The following is a 24,836-nucleotide window of genomic DNA, read 5'->3' on the forward strand; positions in this document are numbered from 1 at the left end:
TCCGGCCTTCGGTGTGTGCGCGTGGGGGCGCCCGCCCCAGGGGATCGACAGGCGACGGCAGTTGGGGCGGAGTACGTGCTCGCCTGGACCGCGACCCCGTCGCCGAGGGCGGGGCCGACGACCGGGTCTCGGACCTCGGCAACTTCTGGAACGCGACGACGTCCGCTCCCCGGACGACCTTTTCGCGACCCCGCGCGGCGGGTCCCTCGACGAGTACGACCACCTCACGACGTACTACGCGGGCTGCACGAGTGGCCACTTCGCCTTCCGGGCCGTCTGGAGCCATTTCCGGATCAGCGGGTTCCGGGTCTGGCGGCTCACCCCGAAACATCCCTGACAAGCGGGGTATTCCGGAGTTGGCGAACACTTTAGGAGTGGCTTATCTCACCGCCCGTCAACCCTTTCCTACGGTCGCGTAAGTCACATTCGAAGGTGAATCATGAGCTGCTGTGGCAGACGATTCGAAGAGTGACAGCAGAGCAGTGATCGGGTCGTACGTGGCGGTGGGGGACAGCTTCACCGAGGGCGTCGGCGATCCCGGCCCCGACGGGGCGTTCGTCGGCTGGGCCGACCGGTTCGCCGTCCTGCTCGCCGACCGCAGGCCCGAGGGCGACTTCCGGTACACCAATCTCGCCGTACGCGGAAAGCTCCTCGACCAGATCGTGGCGGACCAGGTGCCGCGGGCCGTCGACATGGCCCCGGACCTCGTCTCGTTCTGCGCCGGGGGCAACGACATCATCCGGCCCGGCACCGACCCGGACGAGGTGGCCGAGCGCTTCGAACGGGCGCTGGCCCAGCTCACCGCCGTGTCCGGCACGGTCATGGTGACGACCGGTTTCGACACCCGTGGCGTGCCCGTGCTCAAGCACCTGCGCGGCAAGATCGCCACGTACAACGGACATGTGAGGGCCATCGCCGACCGGTACGGCTGCCCGGTGCTCGACCTGTGGTCCCTGCGCAGCGTGCAGGACCGCCGGGCCTGGGACGCCGACCGGCTGCACCTGTCGCCCGAGGGGCACACGCGCGTGGCGCTCCGCGCGGGCCAGGTGCTCGGCCTCGACGTGCCGGCCGACCCCGAGCAGGCGTGGCCCCCGCTGCCCCCGCGCGGCGCGCTCGACGTGCGGCGGGACAACGTCGCCTGGGCGCGCGAGTTCCTGGTGCCGTGGATCGGGCGCCGGCTGCGTGGGGAGTCGTCCGGCGACCACGTGACGGCCAAGGGCGCGCTGTCGCCGGACGACATCAGGATGCGGATCGCGTCGGTGGCGTGACGGTGGCCGGATGTGCGGGGCGTGCGGCGTCTGCTCGCCGAACGCCGGTGCCGGCCGTGTGGCCCGGCCGCCCGCACGCCCGGCCCGCACCGCCACCGCGGACACGACTGCAGTACCGTGGAACGCCGCGCATCGACGGAATGCGACGGGACACGGTCACGGCTCTCCTACTGCTGTGGGGTCCCGCGCCCTGCGCTGGGGGGGGCGGCATGTCCGGATCGTCCGCGGTGCCGATCTGGTGGCGGACGACCACGTTCGCCGCGCCTTGCACGCCCATGACGGCGATCTCCTGCGCAGCGGCTCGACCTCGAGTCCGCTCTCGACTCGCTGCGACCGGAGTCGTTCGGTGACTGGCGGCGCACAGGAGCCTGACGGTCGTGTCAGGCTCCCGGTGTCCGCGCGCTGCCGCGACGGTCAGCCGGCGGCGCCCGCACCCGGCGCCAGCCGCCACAGGGAGGTCACTTCCGCCTTCCGGGCGGAGTGCAGCGGATCAGCGGGGTCATGGGCCCGGGGATGCAGCGGCCGGGCGTCGAGACGCCCCGCCACCGTCAGGCCCGCCCGGGCGAACAGTTCGGTCAGCTCCGTGCGGGAGCGCAGCCCCAGGTGCTCGGCGAGGTCCGAGATGACGAGCCACCCCTCACCGCCCGGTTCCAGATGGGCGGACAGTCCGTCGAGGAAGCCGCGGAGCATCCGGCTTTCCGTGTCGTACACCGCGTGTTCGAGCGGCGTCCGGGCCCTGCCGGGAAGCCACGGCGGGTTGCAGACGATCAACGAGGCCCGGCCGTTCGGGAACAGGTCGGCCTGCTGGATGTCCACGGTGGACGACAGGCCCAGTCGGTCGATGTTCTCCCGCGCGCAGGAGAGCGCACGAGCGTCGAGGTCCGTGGCCACGACCCGGCGGACGCCGCGCCGCGCCAGGACGGCGGCCAGAACCCCCGTGCCGGTGCCGATGTCGAACACCGTGCCCTGTGACGGCAGCGGCGCATCGGCCACCAGGTCGACGTACTCGCCCCGCACCGGGGAGAACACACCGTAGTGCGGTGTGATCGACTCGCCGAGCGCCGGCACGTGGACCCCCTTCTTGCGCCATTCGCCGGCCCCGAGGACCCCCTGCAGCTCGCGCAATGACACAACATAGGGTTCATCGCACCGCCCGTATGCCTGCTCGCAGGCCAGCCGCACGTCCGGGGCCCGGCGCAGGGGGATGACATGCCCCGCCTCGACCGGCACGAGCAGCATGCCCAGAATCCGCGCCCGCCTCGACTGCGCTTGACGGTACAGATGGAAGCTCTGCCCCGGTGACGTCCCCCGCTTCGGCGGTTTACGGTCGACGCGGCGTGCCATCGCCCGCAGTAACTGACGGGCGTTCTGGAAGTCGCCGTTCCATAACAGCGAGGTCCCCTCGCACGCGAGACGGAACGCGGTGTCGGCGTCCGTCCGGTCATCGGCCACCAGCACCTGTTTCGGCGGTGGCGCGCCGCTCTCCGACCGCCACAGGGCGCAGCGCTCCTCTCCCGAACTCTCAGGCCGGCGAATGATGTGCTCCTTGCTCACCCGCTCATCATCTCCCGCGCCGCCGCCGGTCTTCGAACCGGTCCGTGACGGTCAGCGGCCCACATCGCGGCAGCCAGCGTCCTCGGGGGACTCCCGGCGGGCTCCCAGGCTCAGTTCACGAGAGAGGGCCTCCTCCACCCACTCCTGTGCCCGCGCTCGCGCCACCGCGCCCTCGTAGGACGTCAGCTGGACGGCCAGGCCGTCGAGAAGGGCGGTGAGGCGGAGGGCCGCCCCGTGCGGGTCGGGGCAGTGGAACTCGCCGGCGGCCACGCCCTCCGCGATGACCTCGGCGATGGCCGCCTTCCACTGTCTGTCCAGGTCCTGGGCGACCTCCCGCAGCACGGGGTCGCGCAACGCCGCCGCCCAGCCCTCGATCCACAGGCGCCAGCCCTTGGCCTGCCCCGTCGGGGCGTACCACCGTACGGCCGACCGCAGGCGGCGCAGCGCCGGCGAGCGGCGGCCCAGCAGCCTGCGCAGATGGGCCAGATCGCCCTCCGCCGCGTGCCGGAACGCGGCGGCGACCAGCTGTTCCTTCGTCGAGAAGTGGTAGAGGACCAGCGCGTTGCTCACGCCGAGCGCCGAGGCCACGTCGGCGATCCTGACGGCCGCCACACCCCTCGCCTCGATCTGCTCGATGGCGGCCCGCAGCAGATCCCCGCGCCGCTCGGCCACACTCAACCGGACTCTCGTCACGCCGTCACCCTACCCATGCACGTGCGGCCCATCGACGGGGTGTTCCGGCCGGTCCTGCCGGGCCCGCGACGGCAGTCGCCGAGGGCGCGGCAGGTGCCTCACCGGAACCAGCCGAAGCGTTCCGCGATCAGCGGCAGCCGGTCCGCCGCGATCGCGTGGGCGGCGGCCCGCGGTGTCGTCCCGTCGGCCTGCGCGCGGTCCAGCATCCGCTCGACCAGGGTCCGCATCGCGCGGCGGGTGTGGGTGAACGCCTCCTCGGCGTCGGCGCCGACGTCCCCGAACAGCGTCCACCACCACCAGGCATTGGTACCCGAGTTGACCACGACGTCCGGCAGCACGGTCACCCCGCGCGCGGCCAGCAGCAGCTCCGCCTCCGGGCGCACGGGCATGTTGGCGGCCTCCACGACCCAACGGGCGGTGATCCGCTCCTGGTTGACAGCGTCGACCGCGTACGACACGGCGGCCGGTACCAGCACGTCCGCGTCGGCCGACAGCCAGTCCTCGCCCGGCAGTTCGCGGTCGCCGGGGCGCAGCGCGCGGCGGTCGACCGTGCCGTGGGTGTCCCTCGCCGCGAGCAGCGCCTCGACGTCGAGGCCCGCCGGGTTGGCGATGGTGCCCTTGAGGTCGGCGACGGCCACGATCGTGAGCCCCGCGCGGGTGAGGAAGCGCGTGGTGGCCCCGCCCATGGTGCCGAGCCCCTGGAGGGCGACCCGTGTCCCGGTGCGCGGCACACCTGCCCGGTCCAGGACGGTCAGGGCCGCCTCGGCCACACCGCAGCCGCCGACCAGCTCGTCCAGGCCGATGCCGTCGGCCTCGACCGCGAACGCGTCCCGCAACCGCCGCCGGGCCTCGGCCTCGTCGTCCAGCAGCGGATACACGGCCTGGATCGAGGAGACCAGCCCCGCTTCGGCCGCGGCCCGGTCGACCAGGTCCTGGGTGAGCCCCAGGTCCTCGCCCGTCGTCCAGCAGCTCTCTATGTACGGCCGCATCGCGCGCAGGTAGCGCACCAGCAGCGGGTACGCCCCGGGGTCCCGGGGATCGCAGTCGATGCCGCCCTTGGCGCCGCCGAGGGGGACGTAGCGGCTCGCCGGGTCGTAGTGCAGGGCCTCCTTGACGGTCATGCCGCGGGCCAGGCCGGTGACCTCGTCCAGGGTGCAGCCGGCGCGCATCCGCAGGCCGCCGCTGGCGACCCCGCGCACCAGCCGGTCCACGACCAGGAAGCCCTGCCGTCCCGTGAGGTGATCGGTCCAGGTCAGAGACAGCAGGGGGGTGGCCATACGGGCTCCTTCGCCACACGGGTAACTGAATCACCGGTCAGTATCGCCTTCGGTCCGCCTCCGGTGTGACCTCTGTGATCCCGTGGTGTCGGAGGGGCCGACCATAATGGAAAGCCTGACCGACTCCACCTGGAGGTACCGTGGCCGGTTTCCGCACTCTGAGCTCCGGGCTCCGCGCGCTGCAGCCCGGGGCGTTCGGCGCCGACCCGAGCGGTGAGCGCATGGCGCGCATCCGCAGATCACCCCACTTCAAGGACGGGGTCTTCCAGAACCCCGGCGGCCCCGCGCGGACCCGTCCCTCGGGCTCGACCCTGGACTTCGCGAAGGTCTTCTTCGACAAGGACACCCGGCCCCGCCGTGTCCCGAAGGGCACCGTGCCGGTGCACTCCACCACCCTCGCCGACATTGCCCGGCCCCCGGCCACCGGCCTCCGGCTGACGTGGATGGGGCACTCGAGCGTGCTCGCGGAGATCGACGGCCGTCGCGTCCTGTTCGACCCGGTGTGGGGCGAGCGGTGCTCCCCCTTCTCCTTCGCGGGTCCCAAGCGGCTGCACCCCGTCCCCCTGCCGCTGGCCGCCCTCGGGCCGGTCGACGTCGTGGTCATCTCGCACGACCACTACGACCACCTGGACATGCCCACCATCAAGGCGCTCGCGGGCACGGACACGCTGTTCGCCGTGCCCCTCGGCGTCGGCGCGCACCTCGAGCACTGGGGCGTGTCCGCCGGCCGGCTGCGCGAACTGGACTGGCACGAGTCCACCGGCATCGGCGGCCTCACCCTGACCGCCACCCCGGCCCGGCACTTCTGCGGTCGCGGACTGCGCAACACCCAGCACACCCTGTGGGCCTCCTGGGTCGTCTCCGGTGAGGAGCACCGGATCTACCACAGCGGTGACACCGGCTACTTCGGCGGCTTCAAGGAGATCGGCGCCGAGCACGGGCCGTTCGACGCCACGATGATCCAGATCGGCGCGTACTCCGACTTCTGGCCCGACATCCACATGACCCCCGAGGAGGGCATGCGCGCCCACCTCGACCTCCAGGGCGGACCGGAACACGGCCCGATGCTGCCGATCCACTGGGCCACCTTCAACCTGGCGACGCACCCGTGGGCGGATCCCGGTGAGGGGACGCTCGCGGCCGCCCGCGCGGAGGGTGCCGGCGTCGCCCTGCCCCGCCCCGGTGAGCCCTTCGAACCCACGGCCGAGACCGTCCCGTCCGAGCCGTGGTGGCGTGGCGTGGCACTCGCCCCGAAGGGTGGCTTCCCGACCGGGGAGGTCCTCGCCGACGCCACGATCAAGACCGCGTCGGACGCGGCAGCCTTGGCCCAAGCTGACACGGTGAGTGACGGTGGTCGTGGAGCGGGCCAGGGTACCGAGGATCCCGAAACGCTCCCGACGGGCTGACCCGGGGACGTAGGACAGAGCGGCGGCGAGGGCCGGGGGTGAGAAGCCCCCGGCCCTCGCCGCTTCCGTGTGACCGCTTCTGACCAGGTCGGATCGATCTCTCATCGTTCGCGTTCGGGTCTAGGGCGGTGTTATCGGTCTGTCGTGCGAGACCTCATACCAGAGCGGGACGCTCACCGTATGAGTTTGTCAACTGCCCGCCGCACATGATGCGCTGGCGACTACTGTCAGTGGCCGTCGGGAAACAGGGCGGATCAGCGAGCGGGGGCCGGCACGTGCAGGCGCAGGGCGGACGAGGGAGTCGACGCGACGGGGAGCCCCGCTGCCCGCGCGCCACCGCCGCCGGCGTCGGCGGCGCGATCGGCGGCGACGTCCCGGACGAGGCAGGCGCGGCCGTCACGGAGGTCTCCCGCCCGGGTCGCCCCACAGGACCCCGAGGCGCCGGCGGCACGCGGAAGCGGCGTGCGGCCGGGGGAGCCTCCCGGGGCGCACGCAAGCGTCCACGCGAACCCGTTCGCACCCCCGCGAGCTCCCCTGGCACCCAGGCCCGACGTACCCGTACGAGGACACCGATGTCTCACCTCCGCGCCCCGGCCGCACGCGCAGACCGCCGTGAGGGCGGGCGGCACGGGCGGCCCGCCGTCCGCACCGCACCCGCGCTGCCCGAGACCCACATACGGCCCCAGCTGCTGCGGCTCGCGGTTCTGCCCCCCGTGGCCGTCGCCCTCAGCGGCTGCGCCGCCGTCCTCTTCACCGTCCGGTCCACCGGAGCGCGGCCGGGCCCCACCCTGTGGGCGGTGCTCGGCGGTGCCGTCTTCGTGGCCCTCGTCGGCATCGTCGTCGCCGCGGTCGCCGCCGACCGGGCCGCCCGCTCCGTGCACGACCGCATCGGCGTGCTGCGTCGCGGCACCGCTCGGCACGAGGCCGATCTGCGCACCCTCGTCGAGACCCTGCGCCGCGGCGACGGCCCGCCGCAGCTCGCATCGCAGAGCCGGCCCGAGGGACCGCCCGCGGACGCCGACGACTTCGACCTCCTCGCCGCCGACCTGTCCCGCGCGCACGACGGCGCCGTCACCGCCGTCGTGCAGGCCTCCCAGCTCTCCAGCCAGACCGGAAGCGAGCAGAAGCTCGAGGTGTTCGTCAACCTCGCCCGGCGCCTGCAGTCCCTGGTCCACCGCGAGATCTCCATCCTCGACGAGCTGGAGAACGAGATGGAGGACCCCGACCTGCTCAAGGGGCTCTTCCACGTCGACCACCTCGCCACCCGCATCCGCCGCCACGCGGAGAACCTCGCCGTGCTCGGCGGAGCCGTCTCGCGCCGCCAGTGGAGCAACCCGGTCTCCATGACCGAGGTGCTGCGCTCGGCCATCGCCGAGGTCGAGCAGTACTCGCGGGTCAAACTCGTGCCGCCGATCGACGGTCAGCTGCGGGGGCACGCCGTCGCCGACGTCATCCACCTCCTCGCCGAACTCGTCGAGAACGCCACGGTGTTCTCCGCCCCGCACACCCACGTCCTGCTGCGCGCCAACCTCGTCACCTCCGGGCTCGCCGTCGAGGTCGAGGACCGCGGACTCGGCATGCCCCTGGAGGAGCAGACGCGGATGAACGCGCTGCTCGCCGACCCCGACCAGGTGAACGTCGCCCGGCTCCTCGCCGACGGCCGCATCGGCCTGTTCGTCGTCTCCCAGCTCGCACGACGGCACGGCATCACCGTCCGGCTCCAGACCAACATCTACGGCGGAGTGCAGGCGGTGCTCGTCGTGCCGCAGGCGTTGCTGGGAGCGGAGGCGGGGGCGGGTGCGCCCGGGGGAGAGGGGCAGCCGGAGGGCGGAGCGGACACTGCGGACCGCCCTGCTGTACCGACGCGGCAGGCCGGGCAGGGTGGTCAGGCGGGGCCGGGTGGCGGTGGTCAGGCGGGGCCGGGTGGCCGGACCGGGCAGGGCGGTCAGGCCGGGCGGCCGGGCCGGGCCGGGCAGGCGACCTCTGGTGCCGGGGCCGGGCCGGCTGCCCTTGCCCCGGCCCAGGGCCGATCCTCGGCCGACGGCGCCGAATCCGGGGTCTCCTCCGCACAGCTGCCCGTCTCCGGAGCGGGGACACCGACCCCGCTCGCCCCACCCGGGGCATCACGGGGACGCGCACCGGAAGCCGAGCCTGTCCCGGGCGGGAACGCGCCGGGCGGCCGGCCCGCGCCCCTGCCCGTGCGCGGGGCCCGTCGGGAACGTCCGACCCCCGCCGAGGCACGGCCCGGTGTCAGTCCCGACGACCGGCGCGCCCTCGCCGAGCACGCCACCGAACTGCCCACCCCCCGCAACGGCGCCGTGCGCGGCACCATGGGCAAGCCCCAACTGCCCCGTCGCCGTGCCCAGGAGCACATCGCCCCCCAGCTGCGTGACGGCCCGGCGCCCCGCCAGGACCCCGAGCACCTCGTGGGGCACGACCCCGGTCTGATGGCGGCCTTCCAACGCGGCATCAGCCTCGCGGAGGCCCAGCAGAATCTGGAGGCCGACCACACGGAGTGGGGCGACACCCCGACCGCCCCCATGGAGACGGCCCCCACACAGTCCTCGCACACGCCTGCCGTCCCCCGGCCGGGCACGGAGCCGTCCCCCTTGGACTCGCACATGGGTGGTGTTCCCGTGGATTCCGCGCACATGGGCGATGCCCCCATGGACTCCACGCACATGGGCGGTCCCCCCACGCGCCCCACCTACATGGACTGCGCCTACACGGACCCCGTCCCCATGGGCTCCGCCTACACGGACCCCGTCCCCATGGGCTCCGCCGACACAGGCACCGCCCACACGGACCCCGCACCCAGCGGGTCCACCCGCAGGGAGCCGATGCACGTCCGTCCCGTCCACCTCGAGGCGCTCGCCCAGGAGCCGTTCCCCTCGAGCAGGCCGACGCCCGGGCCCCGTTCCGACCACCGCACGACCCCCACCCGGCAGGACGGGAGCGCACCCGCCGGATGACCACCCCCCTTCCCACCCCCACCCCCAGCGCTCCCTCAGACCTTCGTACCCCAAGGAGTCGATCCACCATGGCGAGCGATGCGCCGACCGCCCATGTTTCCGATCTCGACTGGCTGATGAGCGGCCTCGTGCAGCGCGTACCGCACACGACCGCCGCCGTGCTCCTGTCCTGCGACGGACTCGTGAAGTCCGTGCACGGTCTCGACCCGGACAGCGCCGACCACATGGCAGCGCTGGCCTCCGGCCTGTACTCCCTCGGCCGCAGCGCCGGTGTCCGCTTCGGCGACGGCGGCGACGTGCGGCAGGTCGTCGTCGAACTCGCCTCGACCCTGCTGTTCGTCACCACCGCCGGCTCCGGCACCTGCCTCGCCGTGCTCGCCGGCCGCGAGGCCGACGCGGCCGTGCTGGGCTACGAGATGGCGATGCTGGTCAAGAGTGTCCGGCCCTACCTGGTGACCGCTCCCCGGCAGTCCGTCGAATCCCCGGCGATGAGGCCTTGAGCGTGACGGCGGCCGGTGACGGGCCATGGCTCGACGACGCGGCCGGGCGGCTCGTACGGCCGTTCACGGTCAGCAACGGCCGCACCCGTCCGACCGTCGCGCTCGACCTCATGTCGCAGGTGATGGCCACCGGGTCGACCCCGCTCGGCTACCTCGGCCCCGAACACACGGAAGCGCTGGAGCGGTGCCGCGTGCCCGTCGCCGTCGCCGAGGTCGCCGCCCACCTCAAACTGCCGGTGGCCGTCACCAAGGTGCTGCTGGCGGACCTCGTCGACTGCGGGACGCTGACGACCAAGCCCCCCGCGTTCCACCACAACCCGACGGACCGGGCCCTTCTGGAGGCAGTGCTCGATGGACTACGACGACAGCTCTGACTACACCGACGGACCGGGCCCCGGCGCGGACCCGTTCCCCACCGCGCTGAAAATCCTGGTGGCAGGCGGGTTCGGGGTGGGCAAGACGACCTTCGTCGGCGCGGTCAGCGAGATCGCGCCGCTCAGCACGGAGGAACTGCTCACCACCGTCAGTGCCGCGACCGACAACCTCGACGGCATCGAGAACAAGGTCGAGACGACCGTGGCCATGGACTTCGGCCGGATCACCCTCGACCCCAAGCACGTGCTGTACCTCTTCGGCACGCCCGGGCAGGAGCGCTTCTGGTTCATGTGGGACGAGTTGTGCGAGGGCGCGCTCGGCGCGGTCATCCTCGCCGACACCCGCCGGCTCCAGGAGTGCTTCGCGGCCGTCGACTTCTTCGAGCAGCGCGGCCTCGGCTTCATCGTCGCCGTCAACGAGTTCGACGGCGCCTACCGCTACGACCCCGAGGAGGTGCGCGGCGCCCTGGACCTGTCAGCGGACGTCCCCGTCGTGTGCTGCGACGCGCGGATCTCCAGCTCCGGGGTCCAGACCCTGCTGACCCTGGTGCGCCATCTCATCGCCCACACGCCGGCCCCCGCGACGGGGTATGGCGCCCACAGGTGACCCCCTCACACCAGCCACGGAGCCCATATATGACGCAAGTCCACACTCCAGGAGCATGCCCATGACCTACGACCCGCCGCGCCCGGCCGGTCGTCTGCTGCTCACACCCGAGGACAAGGAGGCCCCCGCCCGCACCCGCCGACTGCGCCGACTGGGCCTGGGGGAGTGCCCCGACCCGGCGCTCGACGCCTTCGCCCACCGCCTCGCCGCACTCACCGCGGCGCCTTACGCCATGGTCAACCTCCCCGACGAGCAGGGGCAGTTCTTCGCGGGCCTGTACGCGCCGGCGATCGCGCCGGTCGTGCGCAGCGACGGCACCAGCCCGCGCCTCGGCCGTGCCCTGCCCCGCGACCACGGCTTCTGCCCCCATGTGGTGGCACGCCGCAAGGCCCTCGCCCTGGAGGACGTCGGCGACTTTCCGCGGTTCGCGGGCAATCCGGTGGTCGACGAGTTCGGCATCCGCTCCTACCTCGGCGCACCGCTCATCGACGGCACGGGCCTGGTTTTGGGCACGGTCAGCGTCGCGGACATCGCGCCCCGGCCGTGGGGGAAGCCGGGCCTGACGACGATCAAGGAACACGCCGCGCGCCTCGTCGTGGAACTGGAGAGCCGGGACGGCCTGCCGCCCTACTGAGGCCCGGGCCTCCCACGGCCGTGGCCGAGGGCGTGAAGCAAAGCTGAGGCGGCGCTTAAGAAATCCTCGATGGACCGGCGTGGCCGCCGTACGGCAGATTGCAGTGCGATCCCACTCCCATCCCGGTCCAGGGGTTCCTTCGGCATGCCCGGAGCCGGGACTCACGCACAGGAGCCGTAGCGGTGAAGGCGCTGGTCAAGCAGAAGGCGGAACCCGGGCTGTGGCTCGCGGACGTCCCCGAGCCCGCCGTCGGGCCCACGGACGTGCTCATCAAGGTGCTGCGCACCGGCATCTGCGGCACCGATCTGCACATCCGGGCGTGGGACGGCTGGGCCCAGCAGGCGATCAGCACCCCGCTCGTGGTCGGGCACGAGTTCGTCGGCGAGGTCGTCGAGACCGGCCGCGACGTCACCGACATCTCCGTCGGCGACCGGGTCAGCGGCGAGGGCCACCTGGTGTGCGGCAAGTGCCGCAACTGCCTGGCCGGCCGCCGTCACCTGTGCCGGGCCACCGTCGGGCTCGGAGTCGGCCGGGACGGCGCGTTCGCCGAGTACGTGGCCCTGCCCGCCGGCAACGTCTGGGTGCACCGGGTGCCCGTCGACCTCGACGTGGCCGCCATCTTCGACCCCTTCGGCAACGCCGTGCACACCGCGCTGTCCTTTCCGCTCGTCGGCGAGGACGTCCTGGTCACCGGAGCGGGCCCCATCGGCCTGATGGCCGCCGCCGTGGCCAGGCACGCGGGTGCCCGCAACGTCGTGATCACCGACGTCAGCGAGGAGCGGCTGGAACTCGCCCGCAAGATCGGCGTCAGCCTCGCACTGAACGTCTCCGGCTCCACCATCGCCGACGGGCAGCGCACGCTCGGACTGCGGGAGGGCTTCGACATCGGCCTGGAGATGTCCGGCCGCCCCGAGGCCATGCGCGACATGATCGCCAACATGACGCACGGCGGCCGGATCGCGATGCTGGGCCTGCCCTCGCAGGAGTTCCCCGTCGACTGGGCCCGCATCGTCACCTCGATGATCACCATCAAGGGCATCTACGGCCGCGAGATGTTCGAGACCTGGTACGCCATGTCCGTCCTGCTCGAAGCGGGCCTGGACCTCGCGCCCGTCATCACCGGCCGCTACAGCCACCGCGACTTCGAGGCGGCGTTCGAGGACGCGGCGAGCGGCCGCGGCGGCAAGGTCATCCTCGACTGGACCGCGTAACCCCCAACTCCGCGAGCACCTTAGGAGCTTTCCCGATGTTCGACTCCGTGCGCGACGACCTGCGCGCCACCCTCGACGAGATCCGCGCCGCCGGCCTGCACAAGCCCGAGCGCGTGATCGGCACTCCGCAGTCCGCCACCGTGAACGTCACGGCGGGCGGCCGCCCCGGCGAGGTCCTCAACTTCTGCGCCAACAACTACCTCGGCCTCGCCGACCAGCCCGAGGTCGTGGCCGCCGCACACCAGGCCCTGGACCGCTGGGGATACGGCATGGCCTCCGTCCGCTTCATCTGCGGCACCCAGGAGGTGCACAAGGAACTCGAGGCCAGGCTCTCGGCGTTCCTCGGCCAGGAGGACACGATCCTCTACTCGTCGTGCTTCGACGCCAACGGCGGCGTGTTCGAGACGCTGCTCGGCCCGGAGGACGCGGTCATCTCCGACGCCCTCAACCACGCGTCGATCATCGACGGCATCCGCCTGTCCAAGGCCCGCCGCCTGCGCTACGCCAACCGCGACCTGGCCGAGCTGGAAGCCCGCCTGAAGGAGGCCTCCGACGCGCGCCGCCGCCTGATCGTCACGGACGGCGTCTTCTCCATGGACGGCTACGTCGCCCCGCTGCGCGAGATCTGCGACCTCGCCGACCGCTACGACGCGATGGTCATGGTCGACGACTCCCACGCGGTCGGTTTCGTCGGCCCCGGCGGCCGCGGAACGCCCGAGCTGCACGGCGTGATGGACCGCGTCGACATCATCACCGGCACCCTCGGCAAGGCCCTCGGCGGCGCCTCCGGCGGCTACGTCGCCGCCCGCGCCGAGATCGTCGCCCTGCTGCGCCAGCGCTCCCGGCCGTACCTGTTCTCCAACACGCTCGCCCCGGTCATCGCCGCGGCCTCCCTGAAGGTCCTCGACCTGCTGGAGTCGGCGGACGACCTGCGCGTCCAGCTGGCCGAGAACACGGCCCTCTTCCGCGGCCGGATGACCGAGGAGGGCTTCGACGTCCTCCCCGGCGACCACGCCATCGCCCCGGTGATGATCGGGGACGCGGCGGTCGCCGGCCGCATGGCGGAGCTGCTGCTGGAGCGCGGCGTCTACGTCATCGGCTTCTCGTACCCGGTGGTGCCGCAGGGCCAGGCCCGCATCCGCGTCCAGCTGTCGGCCGCGCACTCCACGGACGACGTCAACCGCGCGGTCGACGCTTTCGTGGCGGCCCGGGCTCAGCTGGACTCCGAGCAGGCCTGAGGGATGCGTTTGAGACAATCGATCGCATGATCGAAGCGCGGCGGCTCCACATCCTCCGGGCGGTGGCCGACCACCGTACGGTGACGGCGGCTGCCGCCGCGCTCTACCTCACCCCGTCGGCCGTCTCCCAGCAGCTCGCCGCCCTGGAGCAGGAGACCGGCCACCGGCTCGTCGAGCGCGGCGCCAAGGGCGTACGGCTCACCCCCGCCGGCGAGATCCTGCTCAACCACACCAACGCGGTCCTGGCCCAGCTGGAGCGGGCCGAGGCCGAGCTGGCCGCGTACAGCTCGGGCTCGGCCGGCACCGTCACGGTCGCCTCCTTCGCCACGGGCATCGCCCTGGTCGTCGCGCCGGCCGTGGCCGGTCTCGCCCGGTCGGCGCCCGGCATCCGCATCCGCGTCCAGGACGCCGAGGGCGACGCGAGCCTGCCGATGGTGCTGGACCGGCAGGTCGATGTCGCGGTCGCCGTCGAGTACCGCGGGGCCCCGCCCGCCGACGACCCGCGACTGGCCCACGTGCCGTTGTACTCCGAGCCCTTCGACGCGGTCGTGCCGGTCACCCACCGTCTGGCCGACGCGGCGGAGGTGCCGCTCGCCGAACTGGCCAAGGACGCGTGGATCGGCCCCTACCCCGGCAACCCCTGCCACGACGTGGTGATCCTGGCCTGCGAGAACGCCGGTTTCCAGCCGCGCATGGAACATTCCTCGGACGACTTCCGCGCGGTCGTCGCCCTCGCCTCGGCCGACGCCGGAGTCGCCCTGGTGCCTCGCTCGGCGCTGCGCGGCATGGACCTCACCGGCGTGGTGGTCCGCCCCGTCGACGGGACACCCCCCACCCGCCGGGTCTTCGCCGCCGTCCGCAGGGGAGCCGAGGAGCACCCCCTCATCCGACCCGTGCTGGACGCGCTCGGCGCGGCGGCCCGGATGTGAGCGTCCCGTAACGCGGTTGTCTCATATCCGGGATAGCGTCCCGGATGTGAGAAATGACGAGGTGGACCCCGTCGACGCCCGGCTGGGTGCACGACTGGCCGAGCTGCGGGCCGAACACGGCTGGTCCCTGGGCGAGTTGGCGAACCGTAGCGGAGTGAGCCGGTCCACCCTGTCCCGGGCCGAACGGGCGGAGACCAGCCCGACCGCCGCTCTCCTGAACCGCCTGTGCGCCGTCTACGGACGCACCATGTCCCAACTGCTCAGCGAGGTCGAGGCGGAACCGGAGGAAGTGGTCCGCTCCGCCGAGCAGCCCGTGTGGCAGGACCGGGCCCACGGCTTCGTACGGCGGTCCGTGTCGCCCCCGCACACCGCCCTGCGCGGCGAACTGGTCGAGGCCCGCCTCTCACCGGGCGCGGACATCTCCTACGATCGTCCACCCGTGGCCGGGCTGGAGCAGCACATCTGGATCCTGGAGGGAGCCCTGGACGTGACGGCACAGGACACCGAACACCACCTCGGCGCCGACGACTGCCTGCGGATGCGCGTATGGGGCCCGACCCGTTTCCGGTGCGCCGCACCCGAGGGTGTCCGGTACCTGCTGGCGGTGGTGCGGCCGTGATCCCGCTGGACGAGACCGGCCTGCCGGCCCACGCGGAGCAACTGGCGGATCTGCTGGCCGACACCGTGAACGGAGGTGCCTCCATCGGGTTCCTCGCCCCGCTCGACCGGGCGCAGGCCCTGGCCTGGTGGGAGGAGAGGGCCATGGACGTCGCCGCGGGCCGGCTCGCCGTCTGGGCCGCGTGCGAGGGGGAGCGCGTGCTCGGCACCGTGAGCCTGGCCTTCCCCGGCAAGACCAACAGCCGTCACCGCGCCGAGCTCGTGAAGCTGATGGTCCACGCGGACGCCCGTGGTCGCGGCCTCGGCCGCGCGCTCCTGGCCACGGCCGAGGCCGCGGCCACGGCGGCCGGTGTCACGCTCCTGCACCTGGATACGCAGACCGGCAGCCCCGCCGAGCGTCTGTACCGGTCCGCCGGCTGGACCCCGATCGGCTCGATCCCCGACTACGCGGCCGATCCCGGCGGAAGGCTGCGGCCGACGACGATCTACTACAAGCGCATCCCGGCCACCGCTCCCACCAGGTGATTGTCAGTGCGAGCCGATACGGTGCCTGCCATGCCGGATGCCGAAGACGTACGACGGATCGCCCTGTCCCTGCCGGACACGACGGAGAAGATCGCCTGGAGCATGCCCACGTTCCGGGTCGCGGGGAAGATGTTCGCTACCCTTCCCGAGGACGAGACCTCCCTCGCCGTGCGCTGCCCCAAGGAGGAGCGCGACGAACTGGTGCTCGCCGAGCCGGGGAAGTTCTGGATCGCCGACCACGAGGCCCAGTTCGCCTGGGTGCGGGCCCGGCTCGACGCCATCGAGGACGAGGCCGAGCTGCGCGACATCCTCGCCGACTCCTGGCGGCAGGCGGCCCCGACCCGGCTCCTGGAGGCCCACCCCCGCCTGGGCCTTCCGGCGAACTGAGGCGCACACCTCGCCACCGCGACCGGCCTCGCAGTCGAGCGGGCGGGCCCGGGGAAACGGGTGCACGATCATCGGCGCGAGTGCGGTATTGTTTTCCTGCGCGTTCGGCCGGGGGAAACCCCCAGGTCAGACGGGCAACGGGACGTGGCGCAGCTTGGTAGCGCACTTGACTGGGGGTCAAGGGGTCGCAGGTTCAAATCCTGTCGTCCCGACTTGTGAAGCAGCAGGTCGGCGGCCGTAATCGGAGCATTCCGATACGGCCGCTCGATCGTTTCCGGCGTCCTGCTCATTCCTGTTCGCGCCGACCGCTCGGCAGGGCCGGCCTGCGGTCGCTGGTGGCGATCCTGGTGGCCATCCCGGCGAGTTGCCGGCACGCCTGCGTGATCTCCCGCTCGGTCTCGGCGCGTTCGCTCACGGCCGCTCCGAGCATGAGCGCCGTCAACGAGGCGGAACCGTTGAACGCCTGAAGAGTGATCATGTCGGTGAACAGGTCATGGCCGGCGAACGGCCCCGATTGCTGCGCGGCCGCGACGATCGCGAAGGTCGACACGGCGAGGGCGCAGGGCGCGACCCCGGCGAGCCGGAAGCGGAAGCCGGCCCAGATCAGCAGCGGGAAGCCGAGGAAGAGCAGCGGTGTGCTGCTGGTCTCGACGAAACCGACACACGCCGTGGCCGCCACCAGCAGGATCCCCTCCACCCATCGGGACAGCGGAACGCCCCGGGGCCACCGGGCCGAGCGCAGCACGAGCAGCACGGGTGTGACGGTCAGGACGCCCATCGCGTCTCCGGTCCACCACACCGACCAGGTCGAGGCGAAGTCGTCGGTCGCCAGCACCCCGGTCAGGGCCAGCGTCCCGCTGCCGACGGAGGCGCTGACCAGCATCCCGGTGAAGGCCCCGAGGAAGATCAGGGCCAGCGCGTCCCGCAGCCGGTTCAGTTCGTTGCGGAACCCGGCACGCCGGAGCAGGGCGTACGAACAGACCGGTGCGAGCGTGTTGCCCGCCGCGATCGCGAGGACGGCCCACAGGGACGGCCCGAGAGTGACGTTGGCCAGGAACGCGCCGAGAGCGATCCCGGGCCAGACCCGCGGTCCGAGCAGCAGGAGACTCGCGAGCGCGATACCGCTCGGCGGCCACAGCGGGGTGACCTGCCCGCGTACGAGTTGCTGGAGCAGTCCCAGCTCGGCCGAGCCGTAGTACAGCGCGGCGACGGCGCAGATCTGCAGGGCCACCCGGACGTCGCGCCGGGGCCGGACCTGCCGCGCGACCGCCATCGGGGACCTCCGCATCGCCATCCCCTCGACCATCATCCGCCGGATCCCCAGGTTCCTCCACACCATTGCTGAGCTGGATGTTCGGCCCTCGTGGGTGCCCGGCCTCAGGAGGGCGGCGTGCGCAGGGCGAGCAGGGCCATGTCGTCGTGACCGTCGCTGGGATGGTGATCGGCCAGGGCGCACACGAAGTCCGGCAGGGGCAGGGCGGTGTGGACCGCCGCGAGACCGGCCAGCTCCGCCAGGCTCTCGTCGATGGAGCGGGAGGGATGCTCGATCAGGCCGTCGGTGAAGAAGACCAGGGTGGTGCCGGGGTCCAGGAAGCGGGAGTGGTCGGGGCGGGGCTCCTCCGGGTCGACCCCGAGCGGCAGCCCGGGCTCCGCTGAGAGGATCTCGACCCGGCGCTCGGGGGTGATCAGCAGGGGTGGGACGTGCCCCGCGGTGCTCCAGCGCAGGCGCCAGCCACGTCCCTCCGGCTCGATCCGGGCCAGGGCGGTCGTCGTGACGGGGTTGGGTGTGACCGCCTGGAGCGTGTGGTCGAGCCGGGTCAGGACCGCCGCGGGCGAACTGCCCGGATCGAAGAGCAGAGCGCGCAGCATGTTGCGCGTGGAGGCCATGGCGGCCGCGGCGTGCAGATCGTGTCCGACCACGTCACCGATGACGACGGCCACCACGTCGTCGGGCAGCTGGATCGCGTCGTACCAGTCCCCGCCGAGCTTGCTGGGCTCCGCGGCGGGCCGGTAGACGGCCGCCGCGGTGAACGGGCTCAGGTCCGGCAGCGTGGGCAGCAGCAGCCGCTGGAACTGCTCGGCTCCCACCCGCACCTGCTCGAACAGGCGGACGTTCTCGATCGCGATCCCGGCGGCGCTGGCAAGGGCCATCAGGACGTTCTCGTCGTGCACGTCGAAGGGCTGCCCGTCCTGCCGCTCGGAGAGGTACAGGTCGCCGTAGATCTCGCCGCGGACGCTGATGGCGACGCCGAGCAGGGTCGTCAGGTGGGGATGGCCGGGCGGGAAGCCGACGGACGCGGCGTGGGCGGGGATGTCGCCGATCCGCAGGGGCTCGGGGTGGCTGATCAGATGGCCTAGGACGCCCCGGCCGGTCGGCAGGCCCGTCCCGGCCAGGGCGGCGCTCTCCCGCTCCGAGAGGCCGGCGGTGATGAACTGCTCCAAGTGCTCACCGGTGTCGTTGAGCACGCCGAGGGCACCGTAGCGGGTGCCGACCAGGTCCATGGCGGTGGTGACGATGCGGTGCAGCACCGCGGGCAGCTCCACCTCGCGGCTGATGGCCACCACGGCGTCCAGCAGTCCCTGCATCCGGTCCATCGCGTCCAGCAGGGAGCGCAGCTGCTCGTCGATCCGGTCCAGCTCGGTGCGCAGGCGCACGTGCAGTTCGGGCAGGTGCTGCTGTCCCGGATATCGGCCCTGCTGCTCCGCCGCCATCACATGCGCCTCCCGGCCGGAGGTCGGTCACGTGAACGAGCTTATGCCTCAGATCACGCAGCCCGCATGGGCCAGCGCCTGCTTCAGAAGCACCCCGTGCCCGCCCGGCATCTCGCTCTGCACCGCCTCCGAGACCGCCTCCTGCGGGCTGAACCACACCAGGTCGAGCGCGTCCTGCCGGGGCCGGCAGTCGCCCGTCACCGGCACGATGTAGGCGAGGGACACCGCGTGCTGACGGGGGTCGTGGTACGGCGTGATGCCCTGCGTCGGGAAGTACTCCGCGACCGTGAACGGCTGCAGCGACGCCGGGACGCGGGGCAGCGCGACCGGGCCGAGGTCCTTCTCCAGGTGGCGCAGGAGGGCGTCGCGCACGCGTTCGTGGTGCAGCACGCGACCGGAGACCAGCGTCCGGCTGACCGTACCGTCCGGTCCGATGCGCAGCAGCAGGCCGACGCTGGTGACTTCGCCGCTGTCGTCGACGCGCACCGGGACGGCCTCGACGTACAGGATCGGCATGCGGGCGCGCGTCATCTCCAGTTCGTCGGAGGACAGCCAGCCGGGCGTGGTTTCGGTCATGTCAGACATCGCTTGATCATACTTTCAGCCGTTCGGACTTCCTGGGTAGCCGCTTCAGGAGAACTGTGACCGGCCCCACCCCTGTTCAATCGCCCTCCGGCCGTTCGTTCCGCAACCGGTAGACCCGAAGGGCGTTGTCCCGTCCGGCCCACCGCGCGAACCGCAGCGCGTCCGGCAGGGCCAGTTCGTCGGCGTCCACCCGCTCCTGGAGCAGCTCCGCCAGCCCCTGCCGGAAGGCGAGAGCCCCGAGGTGGTGGAACTCCGGCACACCGTAGGCGTCGGAGCTGTACAGCAGTTTGCGGAACGGTGTGATCTCCAGGGCCTCCGCGAGGACCGCGCCGGCCCGGGCGGGGCCGACGTAGTGGAGGGTGAGGCCGACGTCGAGGTACACCTGCTCGAAGACCGCCGCCAGGTAGGCGGCCTGCCGCTGGTAGGGCCAGCAGTGCAGCAGCAGCACGGGGATCCTCCCGGCGGTGAGGTGCAGCCAGTCCGTGAGGTGGGTGGGGTCGACGCGGTGCAGCCGGATGTCGTTGTCGCCGAACCCGGTGTGCAGTTGCAGTGGCAGACCGAGGTCGACGGCGGTCCACAGCAGGTGCCGCACGAGGACCGGGTCGTCGAGACGGCCCCCTCTGCCGAGCCAGGCCCGGGCCGCCTTGGTGACCTGCGCGTCCGAGGGGCGGGCCGGGTCCACGTCGAAGCCGGTGCGGTAGGCCGCCACCGACTTCACGGCCACCACGCCGGGCCGTCGCACGGCGTCCAGGGCGGCCGCGTGGAAGGTCCGCGCGTACGCGTCCGGTTCGACCCCCGCGGCCCGTACCGACTCCGCGACGCCCTCCAGCCGTACGACCTCGTACGCCGTGCCGCCTGCGGCCCCGGCGATGTCCCGGGGCGTGGTGATGCGGTCGGGGGCGTAGCCGGTGTCGACGCAGAAGACGTCCGTGCCCGTCGCGCGCAGGAAGCGGCGCTGCACCTCGCGCCAGCCCAGTTCCGAGCGGCGGGCGAGGTACTCCCCGGGGGTCGCGTGCCGGGGGAGGTCCAGCAGGGGAGCGCAGTGGCGGCGCACGGCCACGCCGACGGGGCTGTCGAAGGGCGAGACGCCCGGCCACGCCTCGCCCTCCGTGAGGAGAGACTCGAAGGTGCTCCGGTCGAGGTCGGCCGTGACGGTGCCGTGGCAGTGGTGGTCGACCAGCCGTAGGGAGTCGAGCGCCTCGCGGACCGCGCCCACGTCAGTACTTCCAGCGGTACGCCGCCGCCACCCGGTCGTCGTCGAGACCGGCGACGGACGCTGCTTCTCCGAGGCGGACGGCGATCACCGCGTCGGCCAGCACAGGGCCGAGGGCCGCGCGCAGGACGGCGTCCGCGCGGAACTCCTCGACGGCCCCCTCCAGGGAGACCGGCAGGCGCCGCACGCCCCGGGCCGCCGCCTTCGCCTCGGCCAGGTGGGCCGGGTCCCCGGTGGTCTCGGCGGGGAGCGCGGCCGACGACGTCAGGCCGTCAAGGCCGGCGACGATCAGGGAACCGATCGCGAGGTAGGGGTTGGCGGCCAGGTCGACGGGCTTGATCTCCAGGTTGGCCGCCCGGTCGCGCAGACCCGCGGTGCCGGTGACGACACGCAGCGCGGTCTCCCGGGTCTCGTGGCCCCAGGCGGTGAACACCCCGGCCCACTGGGAGGGCCTGAGCCGCAGGTGACTGGCGGGGCTCGGGGCGGTGACGGCCGTGAGGGCGGGCAGGTGGCCGAGGATGCCGGCCGTGAACGACTCCGCTTCCGCCGTCATGCCGTACCGGCCCGCGCCCCCGGAGTACAGATTGGCCCCGTCGCGCCAGGCGGACAGGTGGACGTGGCCGCCGTTCCCGACGCCCCGGCCCGCCACGGCCGGGGCGAAGGAGACCCTCAGCCCGTGCCGCCCGGCCACCGCACGGACGGTCTGGCGGACCAGCACACTGCGGTCGGCCGCCGCCACCGGATCGGCGGCACCCACCGAGATCTCGAACTGCCCGGACGCGTACTCGGGGTGAACCTGCTCGACATCGATGCCCTGCGCCGCGCACGCCGCCAGCAGATCGGCGGTGTAGTCGCCGAGCTCGACCTGCCGGATCGCCCCGTACGCCGGTCCGGTCGTCGCCGGCACGAACGCGTCGCCGGGGGCGTCGCCGCGGGCCACGGTCCACTCGACCTCGATGGCCGCCTTGAAGGTGAGGCCCTGCTGCTCGGCCGCCCCGGTGACGATCCGCCGCAGGAACGTGCGGGTGCAGCCGGGGTGCCGCTCGCCGTCCTGGGTGATGCGGTCGACCGGTGCCCAGGCCCAGCCGGGCTGCCCGGCGAGGACGACGAGCCGGTCCAGGTCCGGGTAGAGGCGCAGATCGCCGTCGGGGGAGCCCAGGACGTCGGTGGTGACGACGGAGTCGTCCGCCAGGAACGTGTCGAACACCGGTGACATGCCGACGCCCCAGGCCGCCGCGGAGGACAGCCGGGCCGTCGGGACGGTCTTCACCCGGCCGATGCCCGCGGTGTCGACATAGGCCAGCACGACACCGTGCACACCCCGCTCCGCGAGCTCGCCGCTCAGCGCGGTGGCCCGCTCGACGTCGCCGGGACGGCCGCCGGGCACGGGATCGGCCAGGGTGGTCATACGTCCTCCGTGGGTCTCCGGACTTCAGTGGCGAGGCCGGCCGGGGCGGCGCCCGTCAGGGTTTCACGGCCACGGCGCCGTACTGCGGTACCAGCACGGCCGATCCCGGCCCGGCGCGCCACTGCCCGCACGACACCAGGCCCGGTTCGAGCACCTCCAGCCCCTCGAAGAACGCCGCGATGTCCGAGCCGCTGCGGGCGGTGATCGGGGGAGTGGCGTTCTCGTTCCAGAACTCCATGGCCGGGATCTGGCCCGCGCCGCCGAGCTCGTCGTCGAAGGTCGGGTGGGTGAGGACCAGGAAGCTGCCGGACGGCACCGCGGCCATCACCCGGCGCACGATGTCCCGGGCCTTCTCGACGTCCAGGACGAAGTTCAGGATGCCCAGCATCATCACGGCGATGGGCTCGGTGAAGTCGAGGGTCTGCCCGGCCCGTTCGAGGATGGCGTCCGGGTCGTGCACATCGGCGTCGATGTAGGCGGTGACGCCGTCGTGGGTGCCGGTGAGCAGCGTACGGGCGTGCACCAGCACGATCGGGTCGTTGTCGACGTAGACGATGCGCGCGTCGGGCGCGAGCCGCTGGGCGATCTCATGGGTGTTGTCCGCCGTCGGCAGCCCCGTGCCGATGTCGAGGAACTGCCGCACACCCCGCTCGCCGGCGAGGAACGACACGGCCCGGCCGAGGAAGTCCCGGTCGGCCCGGGCGATGTCCCGGATGATCGGGAACATGCCGGCGACGTGCTCGCCGACCTGCTGGTCGACCTCGTAGTTGTCCTTGCCGCCGATCCAGTAGTTCCACACGCGCGCGTTGTGCGCCACACCGGTGTTCAGCCTCGCCGACCCGCCCGAAGGGGTGTGGCCATCACTCACGACTCGTCCTCTCCTCGCACGCACGACCGAAGCCGGTCATCGCCGCCATTGTGCCGCTCCGGTGATCACACTGTCCCGGGAATCGGCGGAGCGGGAAAGGCGGTTGGCGCGGGAAAGGAGCCTCCCGGCGTGCCGGCCGGTCTAGGTGGGGCTCGCGGCCGGCGACTTCCCCGCCAGGACGTCCTCGAGGCGCTGGGTGCCCTGCTGCACCGCCTGCTTCAAGGAGTCGTCCTCGCCCCCGTCGAGCCCGCCCGCCGTGACGGTGATCGCGTCGTCGCCGACCCGTACGGCGGCGACGTTCAGGGTCAGCGTCGCGTCGTCGCCGCCCGCCGAGCCCTGCACCGTCACGCGCAGGCCCTGCCGGGCGTCGCCGACTTTGGGGAGCGAGATCTCGATGACCTGGACGGTGCGCTTCTCCTTGCCGTCGGTCACGGTGAACTGGTCGCACTTCTCCGGCAGGGTCGCCATCCAGTTCAGGGAGTCCTGCGCATCGGTCCGGTCGTAGGAGGCGACCTGGTAGAGCAGGCGGGAGTCGCCCTCCTCGAAGCCACGCAGCGCGGACGCGCCCGACGGCCTGCCCAGCAGATCGTCGTCGAACAGGGAGTCGAGGAGCCGCTGGCAGTCGGACGCCTGGGCCTTGGCGGTGAGGAAGTCGGAGACGTCGACGGTGCCGATGAGGAGGTTGTCGTGCCAGTTCTCCGCCTCCGCGTCCTTGACCTGCGTCCAGTCGTCCTCGATGTCCGCCTCGGTGATCAGTGCGGTGCGCGCGCCGTCCTTGGACAGGGTGGCGGTGGGGGACGGGGACTGCCGCGCGCCGGCGACCTGGGACGCGGTGACGCCGGAGACGTGTGAGCCGTCCGTGCCGCCGTCGTCCGAACAGGCGGCGGCGGAGAGCAGCGTGCCGGCCGCCAGCGTGCAGGAGAGGACGCGGACGAGCCTGGACGGACTTCGGGTCATCGGGAGTGCCTCCTGGAAGCGTGACGCGTGCCCTCAGCGCACCACCGCCGCCGGGGGCCCACCACCGGCGTCCGACCGTTCGGGTGAGCAGCACCGGGGCCACCCGCAAGACCCTGGCGCCCGGGCTCGCACGCGCTGTTCAATGAAGCTGAACAGCACGCACCGTCCGTCCGAGCAGAGGAGCCGCCCGTGTCCGCCGTCGTACCGCCTGTCGGCTCGCGCATCCGGCGGGCGCGCCTGGAGCGCGGTACGAGCCTGCGCGCGCTGGCCCGGGAGATCGGCGTGTCGGCGAGTCTCGTGTCGCAGATCGAGACGGGCAAGAGCCAGCCGTCGGTCAGCACGCTGTACGCGATCACCACGGCCCTCGGGATCTCCGTCGAGTCCCTCTTCGACGCCCGTGAGGAGGCCGCGCCGGTCCCGCCCGCCGCGATCCGGCCCGCCGTCCCGCACGCCGCGCCCTCCGCCATCGCGTCCTCCGCCGCCGCGTCCCCCGCCACCGTGCCGCTCGCCCTCGCCGCCTTGGCGGCCGAGCCGGGGCGGCGGATCGGGCCGCTGGTCGCCGCGGGCGGGCGCGAGACGCTGGAGCTGGACTCGGGGGTCGTGTGGGAGCGGCTCGGGCGGGCCCCCGGCGCGGAGGCCGACTTCCTGCTCGTGACCTACCGCCCCGGCGGCTCGTCCTCCGCCTCCGGGGCGCTGATGCGGCACCCCGGGACCGAGTACGGCTATCTGACCTCCGGCGAGCTGATCCTCACCCTCGCCTTCGAGGAGTACACGCTGCGGCCGGGCGATTCCGTCTGCTTCGAGTCGACGACCCCCCACCGCTACCGCAACGATGGAGAGGTACCGGCGGTGGGCGTCTGGTTCGTGTCCGGCGATGTTCAGTGACACTTGACACCCATC

At 72.6% G+C, this 24,836-nt stretch carries 24 protein-coding genes, 1 tRNA gene and 1 pseudogene; 16 read left to right on the plus strand and 10 right to left on the minus strand.

Going from position 1 to position 24,836, the window contains the following annotated elements; translation table 11 throughout:
- Nucleotides 1–95 precede the first annotated feature (95 nt).
- Nucleotides 96–337: pseudogene (locus AB0937_RS18720) on the plus strand (DUF6250 domain-containing protein); the annotation flags it as partial.
- 145 nt (nucleotides 338–482) lie between these two features.
- Nucleotides 483–1,268 carry an SGNH/GDSL hydrolase family protein gene (locus tag AB0937_RS18725; RefSeq protein ID WP_366713131.1) on the plus strand — a complete coding sequence of 262 codons (786 nt, stop codon included), beginning with the start codon at nucleotides 483–485 and terminating at the stop codon, nucleotides 1,266–1,268.
- 414 nt (nucleotides 1,269–1,682) lie between these two features.
- Here AB0937_RS18725 and AB0937_RS18730 read toward each other — a convergent pair whose 3' ends face one another.
- The 3 genes from AB0937_RS18730 to AB0937_RS18740 form a co-directional block, all read right to left on the minus strand.
- Nucleotides 1,683–2,822, minus strand: coding sequence for a class I SAM-dependent methyltransferase (locus AB0937_RS18730; RefSeq protein WP_366712969.1), 1,140 nt, complete (start codon nucleotides 2,820–2,822; stop codon nucleotides 1,683–1,685).
- Between the two features lie 51 nt (nucleotides 2,823–2,873).
- Nucleotides 2,874–3,515, minus strand: coding sequence for a TetR/AcrR family transcriptional regulator (locus tag AB0937_RS18735; RefSeq protein ID WP_366712971.1), 642 nt, complete (start codon nucleotides 3,513–3,515; stop codon nucleotides 2,874–2,876).
- A gap of 98 nt (nucleotides 3,516–3,613) precedes the next feature.
- Nucleotides 3,614–4,792 carry a Glu/Leu/Phe/Val dehydrogenase dimerization domain-containing protein gene (locus AB0937_RS18740; RefSeq protein ID WP_366712973.1) on the minus strand — a complete coding sequence of 393 codons (1,179 nt, stop codon included), beginning with the start codon at nucleotides 4,790–4,792 and terminating at the stop codon, nucleotides 3,614–3,616.
- A gap of 140 nt (nucleotides 4,793–4,932) precedes the next feature.
- On the opposite strand from AB0937_RS18740, the gene AB0937_RS18745 reads away from it, so the two are divergent.
- The 13 genes from AB0937_RS18745 to AB0937_RS18805 all read left to right on the plus strand — a co-directional run bounded on the left by AB0937_RS18745 (nucleotide 4,933) and on the right by AB0937_RS18805 (nucleotide 16,405).
- Nucleotides 4,933–6,198 (plus strand): MBL fold metallo-hydrolase, encoded by a 1,266-nt coding sequence (locus AB0937_RS18745; protein WP_366712975.1) that lies wholly within the window; start codon nucleotides 4,933–4,935, stop codon nucleotides 6,196–6,198.
- A 572-nt stretch (nucleotides 6,199–6,770) separates the two neighbouring features.
- Nucleotides 6,771–9,170, plus strand: a complete 2,400-nt coding sequence (locus AB0937_RS18750) for an ATP-binding protein (RefSeq protein ID WP_366712977.1) — start codon at nucleotides 6,771–6,773, stop codon at nucleotides 9,168–9,170.
- A 68-nt stretch (nucleotides 9,171–9,238) separates the two neighbouring features.
- Nucleotides 9,239–9,670, plus strand: a complete 432-nt coding sequence (locus AB0937_RS18755) for a roadblock/LC7 domain-containing protein (protein WP_030840841.1) — start codon at nucleotides 9,239–9,241, stop codon at nucleotides 9,668–9,670.
- 2 nt (nucleotides 9,671–9,672) lie between these two features.
- Nucleotides 9,673–10,044 (plus strand): DUF742 domain-containing protein, encoded by a 372-nt coding sequence (locus AB0937_RS18760; RefSeq protein WP_366713132.1) that lies wholly within the window; start codon nucleotides 9,673–9,675, stop codon nucleotides 10,042–10,044.
- Nucleotides 10,022–10,651 (plus strand): ATP/GTP-binding protein, encoded by a 630-nt coding sequence (locus AB0937_RS18765; RefSeq protein ID WP_366712979.1) that lies wholly within the window; start codon nucleotides 10,022–10,024, stop codon nucleotides 10,649–10,651. The genes AB0937_RS18760 and AB0937_RS18765 overlap by 23 nt, the downstream gene beginning before the upstream one ends.
- 61 nt (nucleotides 10,652–10,712) lie before the next feature.
- Nucleotides 10,713–11,285 carry a GAF domain-containing protein gene (locus tag AB0937_RS18770; RefSeq protein WP_366712980.1) on the plus strand — a complete coding sequence of 191 codons (573 nt, stop codon included), beginning with the start codon at nucleotides 10,713–10,715 and terminating at the stop codon, nucleotides 11,283–11,285.
- Nucleotides 11,286–11,467: 182 nt separating this feature from the next.
- Nucleotides 11,468–12,496, plus strand: coding sequence for an L-threonine 3-dehydrogenase (gene tdh / locus AB0937_RS18775; RefSeq protein WP_366712982.1), 1,029 nt, complete (start codon nucleotides 11,468–11,470; stop codon nucleotides 12,494–12,496).
- Nucleotides 12,497–12,531: 35 nt separating this feature from the next.
- On the plus strand, nucleotides 12,532–13,734 hold the full coding sequence (locus AB0937_RS18780) for a glycine C-acetyltransferase (protein ID WP_366712984.1): 1,203 nt from the start codon (nucleotides 12,532–12,534) through the stop codon (nucleotides 13,732–13,734).
- A gap of 26 nt (nucleotides 13,735–13,760) precedes the next feature.
- Entirely contained in the window at nucleotides 13,761–14,663 is a 903-nt protein-coding gene (locus AB0937_RS18785) for a LysR family transcriptional regulator (protein ID WP_366712985.1), read from the plus strand.
- Between the two features lie 46 nt (nucleotides 14,664–14,709).
- The gene (locus AB0937_RS18790; RefSeq protein WP_366712987.1) at nucleotides 14,710–15,282 is read left to right on the plus strand and encodes an XRE family transcriptional regulator; all 573 of its coding nucleotides are present in this window, start codon (nucleotides 14,710–14,712) and stop codon (nucleotides 15,280–15,282) included.
- The gene (locus AB0937_RS18795; protein ID WP_366712989.1) at nucleotides 15,279–15,806 is read left to right on the plus strand and encodes a GNAT family N-acetyltransferase; all 528 of its coding nucleotides are present in this window, start codon (nucleotides 15,279–15,281) and stop codon (nucleotides 15,804–15,806) included. The genes AB0937_RS18790 and AB0937_RS18795 overlap by 4 nt, the downstream gene beginning before the upstream one ends.
- A 30-nt stretch (nucleotides 15,807–15,836) precedes the next feature.
- A complete protein-coding gene (locus AB0937_RS18800) occupies nucleotides 15,837–16,193 on the plus strand; it encodes an MmcQ/YjbR family DNA-binding protein (protein ID WP_366712990.1) in 357 nt (118 codons plus the stop codon).
- 138 nt (nucleotides 16,194–16,331) lie between these two features.
- Nucleotides 16,332–16,405: transfer RNA gene (locus tag AB0937_RS18805), tRNA-Pro, on the plus strand.
- 74 nt (nucleotides 16,406–16,479) lie between these two features.
- Here AB0937_RS18805 and AB0937_RS18810 read toward each other — a convergent pair.
- The 7 genes from AB0937_RS18810 to AB0937_RS18840 all read right to left on the minus strand — a co-directional run bounded on the left by AB0937_RS18810 (nucleotide 16,480) and on the right by AB0937_RS18840 (nucleotide 23,936).
- Nucleotides 16,480–17,466 carry an MASE1 domain-containing protein gene (locus AB0937_RS18810; RefSeq protein ID WP_366712992.1) on the minus strand — a complete coding sequence of 329 codons (987 nt, stop codon included), beginning with the start codon at nucleotides 17,464–17,466 and terminating at the stop codon, nucleotides 16,480–16,482.
- Nucleotides 17,467–17,570: 104 nt separating this feature from the next.
- Entirely contained in the window at nucleotides 17,571–18,788 is a 1,218-nt protein-coding gene (locus tag AB0937_RS18815; RefSeq protein WP_366713134.1) for a GAF domain-containing SpoIIE family protein phosphatase, read from the minus strand.
- A gap of 165 nt (nucleotides 18,789–18,953) precedes the next feature.
- Nucleotides 18,954–19,481, minus strand: a complete 528-nt coding sequence (locus AB0937_RS18820; protein ID WP_033308005.1) for an NUDIX hydrolase family protein — start codon at nucleotides 19,479–19,481, stop codon at nucleotides 18,954–18,956.
- Nucleotides 19,482–19,566: 85 nt separating this feature from the next.
- On the minus strand, nucleotides 19,567–20,706 hold the full coding sequence (locus tag AB0937_RS18825; RefSeq protein WP_366712994.1) for an amidohydrolase family protein: 1,140 nt from the start codon (nucleotides 20,704–20,706) through the stop codon (nucleotides 19,567–19,569).
- Between the two features lies 1 nt (nucleotide 20,707).
- Nucleotides 20,708–22,111, minus strand: coding sequence for a glutamine synthetase family protein (locus AB0937_RS18830; protein WP_366712995.1), 1,404 nt, complete (start codon nucleotides 22,109–22,111; stop codon nucleotides 20,708–20,710).
- Between the two features lie 55 nt (nucleotides 22,112–22,166).
- Nucleotides 22,167–22,979, minus strand: a complete 813-nt coding sequence (locus AB0937_RS18835; RefSeq protein ID WP_366712997.1) for an SAM-dependent methyltransferase — start codon at nucleotides 22,977–22,979, stop codon at nucleotides 22,167–22,169.
- A gap of 141 nt (nucleotides 22,980–23,120) precedes the next feature.
- Nucleotides 23,121–23,936 (minus strand): hypothetical protein, encoded by an 816-nt coding sequence (locus AB0937_RS18840; RefSeq protein WP_366712999.1) that lies wholly within the window; start codon nucleotides 23,934–23,936, stop codon nucleotides 23,121–23,123.
- A gap of 189 nt (nucleotides 23,937–24,125) precedes the next feature.
- On the opposite strand from AB0937_RS18840, the gene AB0937_RS18845 reads away from it, so the two are divergent.
- Nucleotides 24,126–24,821 (plus strand): XRE family transcriptional regulator, encoded by a 696-nt coding sequence (locus AB0937_RS18845; protein WP_366713000.1) that lies wholly within the window; start codon nucleotides 24,126–24,128, stop codon nucleotides 24,819–24,821.
- The last annotated feature ends 15 nt before the right edge of the window (nucleotides 24,822–24,836 follow it).

It is taken from the genome of Streptomyces sp. NPDC047880 (assembly GCF_040706515.1).
GTDB lineage: Bacteria > Actinomycetota > Actinomycetes > Streptomycetales > Streptomycetaceae > Streptomyces.

Excerpts from the sequence above, each read along its gene's own strand:
- AB0937_RS18740 (WP_366712973.1), bottom strand. The coding sequence starts at position 4,792 with ATGGCCACCCCCCTGCTGTCTCTGACCTGGACCGATCACCTCACGGGA.
- AB0937_RS18750 (WP_366712977.1), top strand. The coding sequence starts at position 6,771 with ATGTCTCACCTCCGCGCCCCGGCCGCACGCGCAGACCGCCGTGAGGGC.
- AB0937_RS18755 (WP_030840841.1), top strand. The coding sequence starts at position 9,239 with ATGGCGAGCGATGCGCCGACCGCCCATGTTTCCGATCTCGACTGGCTG.
- AB0937_RS18765 (WP_366712979.1), top strand. The coding sequence starts at position 10,022 with ATGGACTACGACGACAGCTCTGACTACACCGACGGACCGGGCCCCGGC.
- AB0937_RS18770 (WP_366712980.1), top strand. The coding sequence starts at position 10,713 with ATGACCTACGACCCGCCGCGCCCGGCCGGTCGTCTGCTGCTCACACCC.
- AB0937_RS18780 (WP_366712984.1), top strand. The coding sequence starts at position 12,532 with ATGTTCGACTCCGTGCGCGACGACCTGCGCGCCACCCTCGACGAGATC.
- AB0937_RS18785 (WP_366712985.1), top strand. The coding sequence starts at position 13,761 with ATGATCGAAGCGCGGCGGCTCCACATCCTCCGGGCGGTGGCCGACCAC.
- AB0937_RS18800 (WP_366712990.1), top strand. The coding sequence starts at position 15,837 with ATGCCGGATGCCGAAGACGTACGACGGATCGCCCTGTCCCTGCCGGAC.
- AB0937_RS18810 (WP_366712992.1), bottom strand. The coding sequence starts at position 17,466 with ATGGCGGTCGCGCGGCAGGTCCGGCCCCGGCGCGACGTCCGGGTGGCC.
- AB0937_RS18815 (WP_366713134.1), bottom strand. The coding sequence starts at position 18,788 with ATGGACCGGATGCAGGGACTGCTGGACGCCGTGGTGGCCATCAGCCGC.
- AB0937_RS18820 (WP_033308005.1), bottom strand. The coding sequence starts at position 19,481 with ATGACCGAAACCACGCCCGGCTGGCTGTCCTCCGACGAACTGGAGATG.
- AB0937_RS18830 (WP_366712995.1), bottom strand. The coding sequence starts at position 22,111 with ATGACCACCCTGGCCGATCCCGTGCCCGGCGGCCGTCCCGGCGACGTC.
- AB0937_RS18840 (WP_366712999.1), bottom strand. The coding sequence starts at position 23,936 with ATGACCCGAAGTCCGTCCAGGCTCGTCCGCGTCCTCTCCTGCACGCTG.